Source organism: Planomicrobium sp. CPCC 101079 (assembly GCF_007859275.1).
Taxonomy (GTDB): domain Bacteria; phylum Bacillota; class Bacilli; order Bacillales_A; family Planococcaceae; genus Planococcus.
This window is the reverse complement of sequence record NZ_VOHC01000031.1, coordinates 1-15,819: the sequence shown is the minus strand read 5'-3', so window position 1 is coordinate 15,819 and position 15,819 is coordinate 1. Positions and strand designations below refer to the sequence as shown.

The window sequence follows — 15,819 nt, the reverse complement described above, 5'->3', positions numbered from 1 at the left end:
TAATATGTTAAAATTAAATAGGGGTTACAACAGATATAGAAAGTAGGAGTGGAATGGAGCCGGAAAAACAGTCTTTTTTCTCAACTAACTTTATCCGTTTTCTCGGTGGAACAAATACGCTGTTTACCTTGATTGCGCTTGTTTTAATCGGCTTGGTCATTTTCATTTTCCGTGAAGTGTCGTTTATTTTCAACCCACTGCTTGTGTTTATGAAAACGATCGTCCTGCCAGTCATTTTAGCGCTCGTTTTGTTTTATTTGCTGCGTCCAGTGATGCGTGTGCTCGAAGGCATGAGAATCCCGCGCCTTTGGGGAATTGTTATCATATTTGTTGGGGTAACAGGCATGTTGACATTGCTGATTGTGCTGGTTGTACCATTTCTGAGAGAACAAACTCAAAGGTTGATTTTGGAGTTCCCAACTTATTTTATGCAATTGTTGACAGATACCGATGCATTTTTGCGTAATAATCGGTATATCGGCGAGTATTATGTCAATTCAAATTTCAATATCGAAGAGCTGCTGACGACTTTGCCGGACACCATCAACGAAACGTTCGAGACTACGGCAACAACGGTATTGACAGGAATCACCGGGTTTATTTCCACGGTAACCGGAGTGGTGTTGTCGATTATTATCGTCCCGTTCATTTTGTTCTATTTGCTGAAAGACGGCGAAAAGCTGCCTGAAGCATTCATTAAAACCTTGCCGCCGCGTTTCCGCCAAGACACAAGAGTGGTATTAAGTGAAGCGGACAAGCAAATCGGAGCTTATATCCAAGGAAAGCTAATTGTCGGTGCTTTTATCGGCGTGATGGTGTATATCGGTTTCTTGATTATAGGACTGGATTACTCGCTGCTGTTTGGCTTTATCGCAGGAGTAACGAGCATTGTGCCTTATATCGGCCCGGCAATCGCCTTTGCTCCAGCAGCTATAGTGGCAATTGTCATTTCGCCATTCATGCTCGTTAAAGTCGGTATAGTCTGGACGATCGTCCAAATATTGGAAAGCAACATCATATCACCGCAAGTTATGGGGAAAACGATGATCATTCATCCCATCACCATCATATTTGTGCTCTTGACAGCGGGGTCCTTGTTCGGTGTTGTCGGTGTTATTTTCGGTATCCCGGCTTATGCATTGGTCAAAGTGCTAGTGAGCCATCTGTACAAGCTATTCAAGCGACGCTACAACAAACACGAAGCCAATTTGGAAAATCATTACGATTACACGGAACTTCTTTAACGGTTTAAAGAAGTGCGCGTTGTGGTAAATATTGATTACTTATACTTGGAGGTTGTCATTATATGAAGTTCCGCGAGTTTTTAACAAGCATCGGTTTTGGATCCATGAAAGTCGAAACAGTGATTGAAAGACCGCATCTCGATGAAGGTGAAACCTTGAATGGCACGATTTACTTTCATGGCGGCGACGGTGAGCAAGATGTGGAATTTGTTGAGTTGAAAGTTGTCAAATTGGTAGAGGACTACCGGGAAGACAGCGATTTTGACTATATTGAAACCGTTGTCGGCAAACAATCGGTAGAATTTGCCGGGTCGGTCAAGTCAAAAGAAACCATCATGAGGCAATTTGAAATTGTTCCGGATGAACGCTGGCTGTTCGATAACGATAAAGCGAAACTTATCCTTCGGACCATTGTCCATATCGATAATGGCATCGATGTGGAAGACGAAGATGAAATTACATATGGCAAAAAAGAAGGCTGAATATCAGCCTTCTTTTTTTTTGGATAAGAAGAGGTGCATTTTGTTCTGGCCAGATTCCTACTTGAAGCTGCTTGCACAAGAAAAATTGGCCCTGGTTTTGGCAGCTTTACAGAAGAAGGAAGGCAGAAGAAGTTTGGAGGTTTTACAAAAACGGCGTCATTTCTAGTTTTACAATTCTTCTGGAACAAGCTGATTTTTCCATTTTGATAGTTAAATCTTGTATTCATATAATAAATGTAATAAATTACATAAGGAAATAAAAAGAAAACCAAAACAAGCAAACAAGAAAAACCGCCTCAAAAACAGGCGGCTCAAATTCATCTGCTCAAAAGAATGCCTCCGGCACAGCTGCCGACGAGAACCATAAAAAATAGAACAGCCATAAGAATATCTGTCCGAGTCACCGTGACTGGATGAAAAAATTCTGTGCGGGGTGCACCGGTAAAGCCGCGCGCTTCCATGGCGAACGCCGCGCGTTCCGCTTTGCGGACAGCTCCGGCAAGCATGGGCAAGAGGAGTCGGCGCATGTTGGACAGCCGCTGCCACCAATGCTTTTCAACAATGACACCACGAAGGCGCTGGGCTTGCTGGATTTGAATGAATTCGTCTATCAAGACGGGCAAAAACCGATAACTGACCATTACGCTGTATGCGAGTTTAGGTGAAAGCTTTAATTGTTGCATCAAACTCATAACAAATTTCACCGGGTCGGTTGTCATGGCGAACATTAGTGACAACGTCGATAAGGCCATTACACGGAAAGACAACGACAAAGCATGTTGCCACTGCTCTTCAGTTACAGAGATTCCGGCGACTGTCCAAATAACTTCACTGTTGTCATGTGCGCCAAATACCAATGTTGTCCATAAATAACCGAAAGAACCCAGTGTGAAAGGCAGCATCATCAAGCACCAAAGTTTCCAGTCCATGCGGCTTAGGAATATCTGCATAAACACAATGGCGAGCCAGAAGATGGCGGGCGTCCAAGGATTGAAGAAAAACGCCAGCGTCAACATGGATCCTGTCACAAGGACGAACTTCACTGAAGGGTTCATATCATGCAAAAGATGCTGCATGGCAATTGGCTCCTTTTGGCGGCAGAAGTTGGTGGGCAGCGAGGAGCGATGCATCTCCCCAAACGTCGCTTGCCAAAAACTTGCCGGTCATTTTGCCGTCTTTGATGAGCAAAACAGAATCCGCGACTGCTGCCGCAAATTCCATGTCATGTGTGACAATTAAAAAGGTTAGACCTTCTTGAACGCGCTCATGGATCAATGTAAACAGCTCCTGCAATGCTGCGAAATCCTGGCCAGATGTCGGTTCATCCATCAAGAGCACCGGATGGCCGTCAGCAAGCATCGCCCCGATGGCGACACGCCGTTTTTGGCCGTGGCTGACTGAAAAAGGGTGCGCATCTTTCAGTCGCCCAAGCGCCAAGCGCTCCAGCAAGTCTGCAACTTCTAGCGGAGAACTGGTGCCGGAAAAAGCCAATTCTTTTTCAATCGTTTGAGATAAAAATAAAAACTCGGGTGACTGGGGGACATAACCAATTCCAGGTGATTGGATGATGCCGGATGAACGCTTGTATATCCCGCACAGTGCTTTTAACAGCGTCGATTTGCCGCTGCCGTTCGGGCCTGCGATGACCACCACCTCGCCGCGTTTCACTTCAAACGATATGCAGGAAAGGAGATTTTTCTTTTTTATTTCCACTGCAACTCGATCGACCGTTAATGCGGTTGAAGGTTCGATGGCTGAAACACGTGCAGGAAACAGGACCGGATTTTTCGGTTGGAACGGTTTATCTTCCGTTATGCGGCCGAAGCCATCCATTGAAAGTTCCCGGTCGAAAAAAGCACCCCATAAGTCCAAGCGGTGTTCTACCGCTATCACCGTTAAACCGGATTTTTTTTGCAGCCCGTCAAGCCAGACGACAAATTTCTGGGCCGTAAATGGGTCAAGGTGGGACAACGGTTCATCCAGCAGCAGCACTTCCGGTTTCATGGCAAGTGCGCAGGCTGTCGCAACACGTTGTTTCATACCGCCCGACAGTGAATGGATAATGGAATGCCGAAAGGCCGACAAGCCAGTCAACTCCAGTATTTCTGAAATCCGTTCTTCCATCGCCGCACGCGGAATGTGGAGGTTCTCCAATGTAAAAGCCAGTTCTTCTTCGACCGTCGGCATGCAAAACTGCGAATCCGGATCTTGGAATACGGTTGCCACTCGGTGGTTGATTTCACCGGGCAAGTATTCGTCGGCCTGTTTGCCGAAGAGCCGGATTTCCCCTGCAACAATGCCATCGCAGTTTGCCGGATATAAGCGGTTCAGCAAATACAGCAAGGTGCTTTTGCCGCTGCCGCTTGGACCGGAAATCACAAGTTTTTCTCCTTGGCGAACACTAAAGGAAACATCAGTTAACGTGTTATTTTCATCTTCCGGGAAACGGAAGGATGCATTGTGCAGCAAAAAGACTTCTTCATGCACCCACATCACCGTTTTTCGCGCGTGCAATAGCATAGCCGCGGAGAGAACCGGTCGCAAGCAAGCTATCGGCTAAATATTTGCCGCCAATACCAGCAATGATCATGCCGCTGAGTACCCGGAGCGTAAACATCAGCGCCACAAAAGAAGGATCGAGCGCTGCATAGCCGGACATGAAGTAGCCATAGACAAAACTGAACACAGCAGAACCTGCACCGGCCAGCATGAAGATAGCCAAGTTGAAGCGCTTATAGCCAGTCAAAGCGAACGCCGCCTCCGCCCCCAAGCCTTGAATGACCCCGGATAAAATGAGCCTAGGGCCCGCTGCATTGCCAAGCATCACTTCAATAATGGCAGCAAGTGTTTCTGGAAGCACCGCGGCGCCGGGTTTACGGATAATATGCATCGAGATGATGGAGACGATGAACCAAATGCCGAACATCCATTCATAGGCGATCGGGCCGATCGCGGCTGCCCAGATATTGCCTAAATGAATGGCAAGCAAATAAACAATGCCGAAGACAACGCCGAACAATGACATTAAAACAATTTCTTTTAATTTCCATGACTTCAGCATATTAAGCACCTCCATGCGATGGGCTGTTAATGCTCATCGATACGGTCATCACCAGATGGCGGTGTTCGTCTGAGCGGGCGTTTGTGAATGACTCTTCGTAAAATGCGAATACGTCATGAATATCCCCATGGATGCCGCTTGCGTAATGCATTGACTCATTGAAGACTCCGCGTTGCTTCGCCCGTTCGACTTCACGGTAAATGACCGCCATATAATCAGGGTTGTTCATTGGATAAAGCGCAAACTGGGAAGACACATATTGTTTGGTGGAATCTGTATTCAAGAGCACATCGTCTTTGTCCAAATACACATCGCCTGCTGAATCCCCCGGGCAGCCGATTGAGAAAGTGCCTGATAGCGCCACGTGTTCTCCGGTTTTTGCTGCATGAAGGGTTAAGGCTTTTGCCACATTGAAAACATGATTCTGTTTTCCCCGGATAACGGTAGACACATCGTCTGTGTGCATCCAGACGTTTGACGTGTCCGTCTCCTGAAGTGCTCCTTTAATAACTTTGATAAAATCCCCAGTCATCGGATGCAGGGAAAAGCGAAATCCGACAATCGGGCTCATGCCGCATTGCAATGGGTCCATATCTATCTTCCTCCTTAAAAATTTGCACAAAAAAAGGCTGCATCCGCGAAGAAGCAGCCACTATCTCTATGCCAATAAATTCAAAAAGGATTTATCAAAGAAATGCGCCGCACTTCCTCACGCCAGTATTACCTGGATCGAGTCGTAAGGGATCGAAGCTTGCGCTTGCATCTCAGCCAAAATGGGCACCCCTAGTGCAGAAAACGGTATGCAGTTTTTTGTGTTCGGGTGTTCCCGATAGCTTCAGTGTAGCGGAAGGAAAGTGGGAAGTAAAGGGGCGATTGCCAATCGGCAGTCGAACAGCCCCGTTCAGACAGCGAATGCCGGTTGAAAAGCAGGGAATTTTTTTGATGCTAGTTGAAAAAAAGCGGAAAAATAAAATTTTTGCAAAAAAAGATTGACGGCTCTCAGGTTTTCATATAAAGTTTGGTACATGCTTTAAACAATTACATATGGAAACTTATCAAGAGAGACCGAGGGACAGGCCCGAAGACGTCCAGCAACCTCCAGAGCGATCTGGAAAGGTGCTAATTCCTGCAGAATGATTTCATTCTGGGAGATAAACCAAATCCATTTTCGGTGCCTCTTTCAGAATGAAAGGGGCATTTTTTTATTGGAAAGAGGAGAGCGCATTATGATCAGCATTAAAAGTCTATCGAAAGACTACAAGACAAAAACCGGCACAGTCAAGGGCGTCGATGATGTGACGCTGACGGTCGGTGAAGGCGAAATCTTCGGCATTGTCGGCTATTCAGGGGCAGGAAAAAGCTCGCTGCTACGCTGCATCAATCTGCTGGAGCGGCCGACAAGCGGCGAAATTCAAGTGGATGGGCTGGATTTGACCGGCTTGAAAGGCGAGAAGTTGCGGCAAGCCCGTTTGAAGATTGGCATGATATTCCAGCATTTCTACTTGATCAGCCAAAAGACCGTTGCGGAAAATGTGGCCTTTGCCTTGAAAGCGGCCAAATTGCCGAAAGCGCAAACCGAAAAGCGGGTCGATGAGCTTCTCGAAATGGTCGGGCTATCAGACAAGAAAAACGTCTATCCGGCACAGCTGAGCGGCGGACAAAAGCAGCGCGTCGGCATTGCGCGGGCGCTTGCCAATAACCCGTCCGTCCTGCTGTGCGACGAAGCCACGTCCGCACTCGACCCAAATACGACATTGTCCATACTGCGCCTGTTGAAGAAAATCAACCGGGAGCTGAATATCACGATCGTCCTCATCACCCACGAGATGAATGTCGTAAAAGAAATATGCGACCGCATGGCGATCATGCAGAGGGGCCGTGTCATAGAAGAAGGAGATGTTTATGATATCTTCTCGGAACCAAAAGCTGATTTGACGAAAGAATTCATTTCGTCTGTTGTGTCGTTTGAAGTACCCCAACCGATCCTGGCCGCTTGCACAGGCAGCATCATCAAAGTGCAGTTCAAAGGAGCTGTGGCGGGAGAAGGGGTCATCACCGATATGGTCCAGCATTTCGATGTGAAAGGCAACTTCCTCCATGGCTCTATCGAATACATACAAGAAAAGCCGCTTGGGCTGTTTTTGATGGAAATCCAAGGGGATCCGGCAAATATCAACAGAGCCCTCACCTATATGGAAGGCCGGGGAGCAAATGTGGAGGTGCTGCAAAATGGGCTTTGATTTTCAACATATGATGGAACTTTGGCCGGATATATCAAAGGCGTTCGGCGAGACTTTGTATATGATCGGAATCTCTTTGGCGATTGCGATAGTCATCGGCTTGCCGCTGGGCATTGTGCTGTTTGTAACGGACAAGGGATTGTTTCTGGAAAACCGTTTTGTCAAATCTGTTCTTGGGTTTGTTGTGAATATGGTGCGGTCGATTCCATTCATCATTTTATTGGTCGCGCTGATTCCGCTGACCAAACTGTTGGTGGACTCGACCATCGGTCCCGCGGCGGCAAGCGTGTCGCTGTCTGTGGCAGCCATTCCGTTCTTTGCCCGCATCGTCGAGACATCGCTCCGGGAAATCGACAAAGGGGTCATTGAAGCCGCAGTGGCGGTAGGCGCCACGCCGTGGATGATCATCAAGGACGTCTTGCTTCCGGAAGCAAAAACAGGGATTGTCCAGGGCATCACCATCACCATCATTTCACTTGTCGCCTACTCGGCGATGGCAGGAGTCGTCGGAGGCGGAGGCATCGGCGATTTGGCGATCCGTTTCGGCTATTACCGCTACGACAACACCATCATGATTGTCACAGTCATCATCTTGATTGTTCTCGTCCAGATTCTTCAGCAGCTTGGGGACTGGACGTCAAAAGCAATAGATAAACGATAAAAAAGGAGAGAAACACACATGAAAAAATTCTTTTTTCCAGCCATCTTACTCGTCATACTCGCACTGCTTGCCGCATGCGGCGGAGAGGAATCCAGCGCCGACAGCAAAACCGTCAAACTCGGCGGCACAGCCGGCCCTTACAGCGATATGCTAAACCAAGCGTTCAAACCGGCTTTGGAAGAAAAAGGCTACACGGTGGAAATCACAGAATTCAGCGATTATATCCAGCCGAACAATGCGCTCAATAACGGCGACCTTGACGCGAACCTGTTCCAACATTCTATATACTTGGAGAACTTTTCGAAAGAAAACAACATGGACCTGACTGGCCTCATCACCGTGCCGACAGCGCCGATGGGCATCTATTCAAATGTATTTAATTCGATTGAAGAAGTGAAAGACGGCGCAACCATCGCCATCCCGAACGACCCGGTCAATGCAGCCCGCACATTCCTCGTTCTTCAGGACCACGGACTGATCACATTGGATCCGGCTGCCGAAGAATTGACCGTTTCCGAAAAAGACATCCAGGAAAATCCGAAAAACTTGGTGTTCCAGCCGATTGAAGCAGGCGGTTTGCCGCGCGCTGTTGAAAGCTCTGATTTAGCAGCCGTTCCAGGAAACTTCGCTTTGGCCGCGGAAATGGATCTTCTTGATGCCTTAGTTCTGGAAGATATGCCGGACCAGTACCGCAATCTGGTTGCGGTGAAGACAGAAAACAAAGATACACAGCTGGCAAAGGACTTGGTGGAAATTGTCGAGTCGCCAGAATTTGAAGAATTGATCGATGCGGAATTTAAAGGATTCGGGAAACCGGAATGGATGAAATCACGTTAAGAAAGAAGGGGCTTTATGGAAGCGATCGTTGTAAAAGGTGCGCCGGCTGAATACAGCTGCAATGTGGGCGTCCTTAAAGAACTTGAAGAAAAATTGTCAGCAAGAGGGATTCGTAAAGCGCTGCTTCTGACTGGCGAAAAATCGTGGCAAGCGCTGCAGCCTTATTTCCCCGTCCTGGAGTCGGTGGAACTGACAATTGTTAAATACCGCGGTGAAAGTTCATTGGCTGAAATTGCCCGGATTGCCCAAATTGCCAAAGCCATAGGCGCCGATGCCATTATCGGTGCCGGCGGCGGCAAAGTGCTCGATATTGCCAAAGGAGTCGCCCATGACAACAGCATCCGATCGGTGCTGGTTCCGACACTTGCGTCCAATTGCGCCCCTTGGACGCCGCTCAGTGTCATCTATTCGGAAGAAGGGACGATGACCCATTTCACGGTCTATACCGAAAGCGTCGATCTGTTGTTGGTGGAGCCACGAGTTTTACTTGATGCGCCGGTTTCGCTGCTTGTTGCGGGCATCGGGGATACAATTGCCAAGTGGTATGAAGCAGACGTGCAAATCAGCCGCTTTGAAAATCCCCCAATAGCCTTGAAGGTTTCCCATTACACTGCGAAACTATGCGCCGATGAATTGTTCCAAAACGCGGAAGCTGCAATCGCGGACTCCAAAGAAGGTAAGCTGTCCCAGTCATTTATCAAGGTTGTGGAAACAATTATCATGCTTGGCGGCATGGTCGGCGGATTCGGCGATAAATACGGGAGGGTGGCAGGCGCACACGCCATCCACAACGGCATGACCATTTCACCGGAGTCGCACCAGGCGCTTCACGGCGACAAAGTGGCATACGGAGTTCTGGTTCAACTAGTGCTAGAAGGAAAAATCGATGAAATAGAAAAATTGGCTGCATTCTACAGGAAAATCGGCTTGCCGGTCTCTTTGGAAGACCTGAACATTCCGCGCAAGTGGATCGAGGCGATTGCGGTTCAGTCGACGCGAGAGAACGAGACCATTCATGTACTGCTAGAAGAGCCTGTCTCAGCAGAAAAAGCGGCAGCAGCCATGAGGCAGCTGGAGGACTCTTTGCTGGTCAAATAATGCCATGGTTTTCATGAAGCACTAGAAGAAGCCGACAAAGCTAACTGCTGTTTTGAAGTGCATCATTTTTTATTGGAAAAACCCGCTCTTTGTTAACAAAGAGCGGGTTTTTCCGCTGAAACTTAAAATAATTTGTTAAAAAACCTATTTAGAAACGCCAATGTTTCAGGTCGCTTCTGATAACGGCGGCATTTTTTCGAATAACAGGTTTGAAAACAGGAAATAAAGGGAAACGAAAGGCTAATTTATAAAAGAAAGTGGGGTATATTTTGAAGCCATCCTCGTTTGTCCTCGTGAAGAAAATTTGGATAACGCCCGCGTTATACAGCCTCGTAGCCATTGCATTATCCATCGCCTCTTTCAATTTCGATCTTTTGGTAGTGGAAAGGTTTTCAGATTCCATCCCTCGGATCCTCCTGACGAATGTTGAACTCGGGAAGGACATTATGGGGGTTTTGGCAGCAGCCATTCTTACGATGACCACATTTACATTTTCTACAGTGCTAGTTGTCTTGACCACATACACATCCCAATTCTCTCCACGTTCCTCAGAAAATTTCATCAATAACAAGGTGACAAGACGTGTCCTTGGAATTTTTGTTGGCGGTTTTGTCTATGCCTCTTTATCCCTCTTGTATATGCAGGACAAAACGTTCGGCCACGAAGTTCTTACCCCAAGCTTCGGAGTCTTCATCTCCTTTTTATGTGTCGCCACCTTCGCTTACTATATCCATTTTATTTCTTCCAATGTACGTGTGACTGCATTGATCAATAAGCTAGTCGGGGATATCGACCATGTTGTATCGAATTATAAAAAAATGCAGGAAAAAAATCACATATCCTTGGAAAATTGGGAACCGAGCGGCCGGGAACAGGAAATAGAGATGGGGGAAGAAGGGTATGTCCAATTTATTGATTTGGTGAATCTGGTAAAATTCGCTGAGGAAAGGGATATTGAAATTGAAGTCCTGGTTACCACTGGCGATTATGTCTATAAGGATATGCCGATTTTCCGCATCTATCAAGACGAAGAAGAAGAACTAGCACTTGCCAAATTTTTTCAGACAGGACCAGAACGGACAGTAGAACAAGATATCGGCTACTCGATCCAAAAGCTGATGGAAGTCGCAATACGCGCAATTTCCCCTTCGCTGAATGATCCGAATACGGCAAATGAAATTTTGATCCGGATTGGGCGCCTTCTTGGGGAAATAGGCCAGCTGAAGACAAAAGGCTGGGTATTGACAGATTCTGCTGACCACAATCGGCTAGTCTACCACTTTCCTTCATACGATACGCTTCTTTACCATACATTTTTCCAAATATCCAAATATGGAAGCAGCGATATTTCAGTCATGTCTGCGATGACCGAATCATTGAAAGCGGCTTTAAGAAGTGCGCCAGTTGAAAGGCACGATGAAATTTGGGAGATTCAGGAATATATTCTAGACGGTTTGGATTGCACTGAAATGAAGAAAAAAGACGTTGAATACCTGCAAAAGAAAGTTGATGAACTAGCGGAACTGACTAACCAGCAGACAATAGTACTTCAAGCGGATGAAAAAAAGCAGGCTCTTGTTTGATCTGACGCAGTCCATAAAAAAAGGGCTAAATTAGTTAGGAGTACGAACAGAATTTGGAAGAATGTATTTTTTTAAACAGTTCGTAAATGTGGACAGAAAAAGCTGAACGTTCGTAAAGTGTGCTTACACGTTTACGAACGTTCTTTTTATTGTTCTTTACTGTTTTGAAGCGTTCGGAAACGTGTACTTTTACGAACGCTTTCTTCCTGAAAAAAATCATCCAAATTATGTTAAAATTAATGCAAGAGTATTTGAACTACTTAAGAATAATTTGTATATAGTCAAAAAGATAATTTAAAAAGAAGGAGTTTAGTAAATGAAGCATATTTATACCTTTGAAGACATAGAGGAATATGAAAAGCACCAGGATATTATTCAGCGTTTTAGCGAACGTTTAAATGAGTACCAATTACTCTTAGAAGAAGAGTATGCCTTAGTAAACAAACCAAAAGGCGTTGTTTGGACTTCAGCAGAAGTAGCAACATCTATTTTTTCTGAACTGCCGATTCCTGCATTTACGAATAAAGACACAATTTACATAACGCCGGATGTAAAAGCTTGGAGAAAGCTATTTATCCAGCAATTGGATGGTAATGATCTTCCTCATATTGAGCGTTTTTACGAACAGCTTTCTGAGAATCACATACTTACAATATTAGGCCACGAATTAACGCATCACTCAAATTTATTTTTAGATGATTTTGGAGATGAACGAGAAGACGGCATTTGGTTCGAAGAGGGCATGTGTGAGTACTTGTCGAGGAAGTTCCTTTTAACTGCGGATGAATTCGAGACAATAGCAGCAATCGAAAAAGAATTAGTAAACGTATTTACTGAAGCATATGGGGATCGGTCCCTTGATGAATTTGGAAGCAACTCATATGCAGCCAGTTTATCCAGTATCATGTTTGATTACTGGCGAAGTTTCCTTGCCATAAAGTATCTCGTGGAAGATCGCTACGACAATAACATTCAGGCAGTTTTTGAAGAATACCATAAGTGGGATATAGAGGGACGTATACTCTCTTTAACGGAACATTTTGGATTAGACAAGGTATCGATATAGAACATGGTAGTAAGCAATATGGGGAACTGAATGTAACTTATGTGCAGTTAAGTTACATTCAAAAGTGTTAAGTATTAATAAATGGACTTATCACTGGAGAGAGAAGAGGAAAGACCGATGGAGAGAGAAACAGAGATTGTCTTAGTAGGTACATATCACTTTGCTTACCAAGAGGACGTCCTGAGGAATAAGAAGGCTGAAATTTTAGAACTGGTTGATTTTCTCGCAGATTTTAATCCGAGCAAAATTGCTGTGGAGTGGGAAAGAAGTGAGCAAGAAGAGTTGAACAAAGGGTATACCAAGAGCGAAGAAAAATATGAAATGAATGAAATTGAACAAGTAGGATTCAGATTAGCAACTAAACTGGAACATAAAAAAGTTTTTGCGGCCAATTGGGCTGGGCCGTTAACTCAAGAGGAAATGACGGTACTTAATCAATCGATTCAAAAAAATTATCCTGGTGTTTTACAAGGTGTAGAAGCATTTAGCGAAAAAAGTGCTGCGCTTAGTCCTGAACAAACGTTACTTGAATCTTATCGCAACCTCAATAACCAAGAATTGACCAAGGAATTGGAACAGATGTATCTTTCATTTTTGGCCGTTGAAAATAATGGACAAAAAATCGGTGTTTCTTTCTTAAGCAAGTGGATTGAAAGGGAATTGGTCATTGTAAAAAATATTAGTGAGATTTTAGAAAAACCAAAAGAACGGATTTTATTGATAGTGGGTGGAGATCATCTTTGGATGCTAAACAAACTATTCGTAGGAAAAGGTTGGACGGTAATCAATCCGTTTGAGAAATGAACTTTTGTTCAAAGCGAATGTAACTTTTTGTGAATTAAGTTACATTCAGATTAACTGTTAGATTGAATTGAAGGGGTGGAAGAGAAGAATGTACTTCAAGGTGTTAGAAAGTGCACTTGAAAATAATGATGTGGAAAGAGCAGACCGATTATTGAGTGAAATGTCCATTGATCAACATCACGAAGCAATCCAAATATTGATAAAACACCTCTCCCAAACCTCAGATAAGAATTTAAGAAACTTACTCGCTATTACCTTGCGAGATATTGGGAATGAAGAAGCGATTTCTCCTCTAATTAACTTAATTAACGACCCCAGAACTCTCGGAAGTAGAGGGACTCTGTTATACGCTTTAGAACCTTTTGACTGTACGGAGCACTTAGAAACAATTGTTCACCTTTTTTTGACTGGAAATTTTGAAGTCCAAGCAGGCGCTTATCAACTCATAGAATCCATGGATGGAAAAGTACCTGCTGATGTCTTACTAAAATCCCTTCAAAAGGTAAAAGAGCAGCTGAACGAAATTGAAAGACAGCAAGAGTTACACACCGATGTATTAGATTTTCTTTTTGATTTGAATGTAACTTATTAGTAAGTAAGTTACATTCACCTTCCTAATTCCAAAGGCTTTTTATGAAAACTTAGAAAAACTGATTTTGATAGAAAAAATGATACATTCAAAAGATTATTCTTAACGGCTTCAAAGTAAGAGTTTTGAAACGAAATAGGTTTACATATCATGATATTATTAGAAGTTAAAAGAAGAGCAGAAAAGACTTACAATAAGAATCAGAGATTCGGGAGTTACCCTTCTGATTCTTCTTTTATTTGGAATACGAATAATTGGCTATATTTCTAAAAATCAGTAGGGGGCTTTTCCAAATTCCTGCACTTATTCATCATCATAGATTACTGTGCCAATTGAATTTCAAGAAACGGATTTATTGGTCAATAACTTGTAAGGCTGCGGCAAGACGTTCGGCAACATGCTTCTGAGGTTCCATTGACTCCATGCAGACATTGACAACAGTAGGATCCGGTACAGCCCATTGCCAGTACTCAGTCGGAAACGGATTCGGATGTCTACTCAAGGCAAACGTAAAAGCCGGAAACTCTTCAGGCAACAGAAAAAGCTCCGCTTTGTTGAAAGCAGAGCAATTAGCTTGTATCCTTTCGAACGAAATAAAGCGTACAAGTAAAAGAGACCTCGGTTGAATGAACATTCACTTTTTTTCTTGATAGGGTATTTTTCTCCGATTCCTTTGTTGCGGTGGTAAGGATTCACCGTGGCATGAAGGAAGAAAAATGAATCTTCATTAAACTCAGTACCGATTTGCCCGACAATGTCCTCCTGCTTTTTCAGCAGAGACAGCTGCCAGTCGGGATGGTTCTCATATACCCTTGCAAAATGCCGGTTGAAGAAGCCATGCTGCGAATCGACGGATTTGACGGAGACGGAGTTGCTGATAAACTGAACCATGGTAAACCCGACCGGGCGTCTAGTGTGTATTTTGCAGAGCGCTACAAACAGTGGAACGAGGAATTCGAGACCCTTTTGCCGCAGACTAGTTTTGGCGAAAACTTGCTTGTTGAAAACATGGAGGAAGAGAAAATATTTATCGGTGATATTTTTCGGTTGGGCGGCGCAGTTATTCAAGTGACGAAAGGCCGCGTTCCATACAACACGATTTATAAGTGTACCGGCATTAATAACCTCATGAAGCATATTATTCAAACGGGCTACACAGTCTACTTGTGCCGGGTTGCTTATAGAGGGACCGGTAAGAAGAGATTCCAAAATACAAAAACTTGAAGAAGATCCATATGGTATTTCAGGTCTTTACGCCAATTCAATCTACTTGCAGCAGCCTAAATGTATTGAAGGAATGGAAAGAGTTCTTGCTGTACTGGTACGCAGATGAGGATCCCTATACAATGTGGATGTACGTGAAAGCCATTGAGCCGCCCGGACATTTTGCTGCAAGGCTTGCAGAAATTCTTCTTAAAGATTGAGAGCTGCAGGGCACGAAGCAGGCGGGCAGAAAAGGAAGTGGCTGACCATGATGGTCAAGAGTGTTCGTTGGGGGACGAAAAATAAAAGATTGATGGAGTTTTGCCATTACGTACTGTGTTCCTTCCATTTTTTATTCACTAATCGGCTTTTTGATTAATGATTGATTGAAAGATTCATGGTAGGCAAGGTACTTGAATAATCAGAGGCAAGGTGATATAATAAATATCCCTGTTAGATAATGTCTTTTTGACAGTCAAACAGAGTAAGCAACTTCTTTGATTTTTCTTTAGAGTTTTGCTATATTTATATAGTATTTGAACGACAGCAAAATATTATCACGATTAAATGTTTTGATATTTTTATTTTTTATCTTATTTAAATTTACTTGTTCTACCTTAAATAAAAAACAATATTTATTTGATTTTTTGTTTGAATGTTACTTGTTTTTATGTTATACTTATATAGTAGCAAAAACAAAACAATCTATACAGACTGAACCTTGAAAACTGAACAGCAAAACGTCAACAACAGTTTATTGGCGCGTTCCGAACGCGGCAATAAAATTTCTGCGATGGTTGCCCGTGGGCAATCGGAGCACAACTTACTGATCAAGCTTCGCTAGATCAAGCGATTCGCGCGTCTTTTTAAGACGGCGAGCGCCAGCATGAGCAATCAAGCTTCTATAATGGAGAGTTTGATCCTGGCTCAGGACGAACGCTGGCGGCGTGC

Annotated in this window: 18 protein-coding genes and 2 riboswitches; of the genes, 12 read left to right on the top strand and 6 right to left on the bottom strand. The window is 44.3% G+C overall.

Translation table 11 applies throughout. From position 1 onward, the window contains the following. Nucleotides 1-53: 53 nt before the first annotated feature. Both FQV28_RS16320 and FQV28_RS16315 read left to right on the top strand, forming a co-directional pair. Nucleotides 54-1,244 (top strand): AI-2E family transporter, encoded by a 1,191-nt coding sequence (locus FQV28_RS16320; protein ID WP_146497580.1) that lies wholly within the window; start codon nucleotides 54-56, stop codon nucleotides 1,242-1,244. 62 nt (nucleotides 1,245-1,306) lie between these two features. After that, nucleotides 1,307-1,726 (top strand): sporulation protein, encoded by a 420-nt coding sequence (locus tag FQV28_RS16315; RefSeq protein ID WP_146497579.1) that lies wholly within the window; start codon nucleotides 1,307-1,309, stop codon nucleotides 1,724-1,726. Nucleotides 1,727-2,043: 317 nt separating this feature from the next. On the opposite strand, the gene FQV28_RS16310 is transcribed toward FQV28_RS16315, so the two are convergent. Genes FQV28_RS16310 through FQV28_RS16295 form a run of 4 tightly spaced genes read right to left on the bottom strand, consistent with a single transcriptional unit; the run spans nucleotide 2,044 to nucleotide 5,379 of the window. Next, on the bottom strand, nucleotides 2,044-2,802 hold the full coding sequence (locus FQV28_RS16310) for an energy-coupling factor transporter transmembrane component T family protein (protein ID WP_146497578.1): 759 nt from the start codon (nucleotides 2,800-2,802) through the stop codon (nucleotides 2,044-2,046). Beyond that, nucleotides 2,783-4,240 carry an ABC transporter ATP-binding protein gene (locus tag FQV28_RS16305; RefSeq protein ID WP_255472985.1) on the bottom strand — a complete coding sequence of 486 codons (1,458 nt, stop codon included), beginning with the start codon at nucleotides 4,238-4,240 and terminating at the stop codon, nucleotides 2,783-2,785. Before FQV28_RS16305 ends, FQV28_RS16310 begins: the two co-directional genes overlap by 20 nt. Then, complete coding sequence (locus tag FQV28_RS16300) at nucleotides 4,206-4,787, bottom strand: ECF transporter S component (protein WP_146497577.1); 582 nt, start codon at nucleotides 4,785-4,787, stop codon at nucleotides 4,206-4,208. The genes FQV28_RS16305 and FQV28_RS16300 overlap by 35 nt, the downstream gene beginning before the upstream one ends. A 1-nt stretch (nucleotide 4,788) precedes the next feature. Continuing rightward, a complete protein-coding gene (locus FQV28_RS16295; RefSeq protein ID WP_146497576.1) occupies nucleotides 4,789-5,379 on the bottom strand; it encodes a YkoF family thiamine/hydroxymethylpyrimidine-binding protein in 591 nt (196 codons plus the stop codon). Nucleotides 5,380-5,476: 97 nt separating this feature from the next. Beyond that, a riboswitch (TPP riboswitch) is annotated at nucleotides 5,477-5,582 on the bottom strand. A 254-nt stretch (nucleotides 5,583-5,836) separates the two neighbouring features. Then, nucleotides 5,837-5,945: riboswitch (SAM riboswitch) on the top strand. A gap of 68 nt (nucleotides 5,946-6,013) precedes the next feature. Here FQV28_RS16295 and FQV28_RS16290 point away from each other — a divergent pair. Genes FQV28_RS16290 through FQV28_RS16275 form a run of 4 tightly spaced genes read left to right on the top strand, consistent with a single transcriptional unit; the run spans nucleotide 6,014 to nucleotide 9,623 of the window. Continuing rightward, the gene (locus FQV28_RS16290; protein ID WP_146497575.1) at nucleotides 6,014-7,027 is read left to right on the top strand and encodes a methionine ABC transporter ATP-binding protein; all 1,014 of its coding nucleotides are present in this window, start codon (nucleotides 6,014-6,016) and stop codon (nucleotides 7,025-7,027) included. Continuing rightward, entirely contained in the window at nucleotides 7,017-7,688 is a 672-nt protein-coding gene (locus tag FQV28_RS16285) for a methionine ABC transporter permease (RefSeq protein WP_146497574.1), read from the top strand. The genes FQV28_RS16290 and FQV28_RS16285 overlap by 11 nt, the downstream gene beginning before the upstream one ends. Before the next feature lie 18 nt (nucleotides 7,689-7,706). Then, nucleotides 7,707-8,525 carry a MetQ/NlpA family ABC transporter substrate-binding protein gene (locus FQV28_RS16280; protein ID WP_146497573.1) on the top strand — a complete coding sequence of 273 codons (819 nt, stop codon included), beginning with the start codon at nucleotides 7,707-7,709 and terminating at the stop codon, nucleotides 8,523-8,525. Between the two features lie 15 nt (nucleotides 8,526-8,540). Continuing rightward, a complete protein-coding gene (locus tag FQV28_RS16275) occupies nucleotides 8,541-9,623 on the top strand; it encodes an iron-containing alcohol dehydrogenase family protein (protein WP_146497572.1) in 1,083 nt (360 codons plus the stop codon). 148 nt (nucleotides 9,624-9,771) lie between these two features. Here the strand turns inward: FQV28_RS16275 and FQV28_RS19595 are convergent, their stop codons facing one another. Next, complete coding sequence (locus tag FQV28_RS19595) at nucleotides 9,772-10,026, bottom strand: hypothetical protein (RefSeq protein ID WP_255472996.1); 255 nt, start codon at nucleotides 10,024-10,026, stop codon at nucleotides 9,772-9,774. Here FQV28_RS19595 and FQV28_RS16270 point away from each other — a divergent pair. From FQV28_RS16270 to FQV28_RS16255, 4 genes are all read left to right on the top strand, one after another. Beyond that, nucleotides 9,917-11,206: a DUF2254 domain-containing protein gene (locus FQV28_RS16270; protein WP_255472995.1), complete on the top strand. Its 1,290-nt coding sequence runs from the start codon at nucleotides 9,917-9,919 to the stop codon at nucleotides 11,204-11,206. The genes FQV28_RS19595 and FQV28_RS16270 overlap by 110 nt on opposite strands. Nucleotides 11,207-11,522: 316 nt before the next feature. Beyond that, nucleotides 11,523-12,272, top strand: coding sequence for a hypothetical protein (locus FQV28_RS16265; RefSeq protein ID WP_146497570.1), 750 nt, complete (start codon nucleotides 11,523-11,525; stop codon nucleotides 12,270-12,272). Between the two features lie 117 nt (nucleotides 12,273-12,389). Continuing rightward, nucleotides 12,390-13,076, top strand: coding sequence for a DUF5694 domain-containing protein (locus tag FQV28_RS16260; protein ID WP_146497569.1), 687 nt, complete (start codon nucleotides 12,390-12,392; stop codon nucleotides 13,074-13,076). An 88-nt stretch (nucleotides 13,077-13,164) separates the two neighbouring features. After that, a complete protein-coding gene (locus FQV28_RS16255; protein ID WP_146497568.1) occupies nucleotides 13,165-13,668 on the top strand; it encodes a HEAT repeat domain-containing protein in 504 nt (167 codons plus the stop codon). 349 nt (nucleotides 13,669-14,017) lie between these two features. On the opposite strand, the gene FQV28_RS16250 is transcribed toward FQV28_RS16255, so the two are convergent. Then, entirely contained in the window at nucleotides 14,018-14,200 is a 183-nt protein-coding gene (locus FQV28_RS16250; protein ID WP_146497567.1) for a hypothetical protein, read from the bottom strand. 260 nt (nucleotides 14,201-14,460) lie between these two features. Here FQV28_RS16250 and FQV28_RS16245 point away from each other — a divergent pair, with 260 nt between their 5' ends. Together FQV28_RS16245 and FQV28_RS16240 are read left to right on the top strand one after the other, a co-directional pair. Then, on the top strand, nucleotides 14,461-14,889 hold the full coding sequence (locus FQV28_RS16245) for an MOSC domain-containing protein (protein ID WP_146497566.1): 429 nt from the start codon (nucleotides 14,461-14,463) through the stop codon (nucleotides 14,887-14,889). 11 nt (nucleotides 14,890-14,900) lie between these two features. Further along, the gene (locus tag FQV28_RS16240) at nucleotides 14,901-15,089 is read left to right on the top strand and encodes a hypothetical protein (protein ID WP_146497565.1); all 189 of its coding nucleotides are present in this window, start codon (nucleotides 14,901-14,903) and stop codon (nucleotides 15,087-15,089) included. Nucleotides 15,090-15,819: the final 730 nt, after the last annotated feature.

Bases quoted from the DNA above. Each gene is read 5' to 3' on its own strand.
- FQV28_RS16285 (WP_146497574.1), top strand. From the start codon at position 7,017: ATGGGCTTTGATTTTCAACATATGATGGAACTTTGGCCGGATATATCA.
- FQV28_RS16260 (WP_146497569.1), top strand. From the start codon at position 12,390: ATGGAGAGAGAAACAGAGATTGTCTTAGTAGGTACATATCACTTTGCT.
- FQV28_RS16265 (WP_146497570.1), top strand. From the start codon at position 11,523: ATGAAGCATATTTATACCTTTGAAGACATAGAGGAATATGAAAAGCAC.
- FQV28_RS16295 (WP_146497576.1), bottom strand. From the start codon at position 5,379: ATGGACCCATTGCAATGCGGCATGAGCCCGATTGTCGGATTTCGCTTT.
- FQV28_RS16245 (WP_146497566.1), top strand. From the start codon at position 14,461: ATGGTTCTCATATACCCTTGCAAAATGCCGGTTGAAGAAGCCATGCTG.
- FQV28_RS16300 (WP_146497577.1), bottom strand. From the start codon at position 4,787: ATGCTGAAGTCATGGAAATTAAAAGAAATTGTTTTAATGTCATTGTTC.
- FQV28_RS16310 (WP_146497578.1), bottom strand. From the start codon at position 2,802: ATGCAGCATCTTTTGCATGATATGAACCCTTCAGTGAAGTTCGTCCTT.
- FQV28_RS16320 (WP_146497580.1), top strand. From the start codon at position 54: ATGGAGCCGGAAAAACAGTCTTTTTTCTCAACTAACTTTATCCGTTTT.
- FQV28_RS16240 (WP_146497565.1), top strand. From the start codon at position 14,901: ATGGTATTTCAGGTCTTTACGCCAATTCAATCTACTTGCAGCAGCCTA.
- FQV28_RS16275 (WP_146497572.1), top strand. From the start codon at position 8,541: ATGGAAGCGATCGTTGTAAAAGGTGCGCCGGCTGAATACAGCTGCAAT.
- FQV28_RS19595 (WP_255472996.1), bottom strand. From the start codon at position 10,026: ATGGAATCTGAAAACCTTTCCACTACCAAAAGATCGAAATTGAAAGAG.
- FQV28_RS16255 (WP_146497568.1), top strand. From the start codon at position 13,165: ATGTACTTCAAGGTGTTAGAAAGTGCACTTGAAAATAATGATGTGGAA.
- FQV28_RS16315 (WP_146497579.1), top strand. From the start codon at position 1,307: ATGAAGTTCCGCGAGTTTTTAACAAGCATCGGTTTTGGATCCATGAAA.
- FQV28_RS16290 (WP_146497575.1), top strand. From the start codon at position 6,014: ATGATCAGCATTAAAAGTCTATCGAAAGACTACAAGACAAAAACCGGC.
- FQV28_RS16280 (WP_146497573.1), top strand. From the start codon at position 7,707: ATGAAAAAATTCTTTTTTCCAGCCATCTTACTCGTCATACTCGCACTG.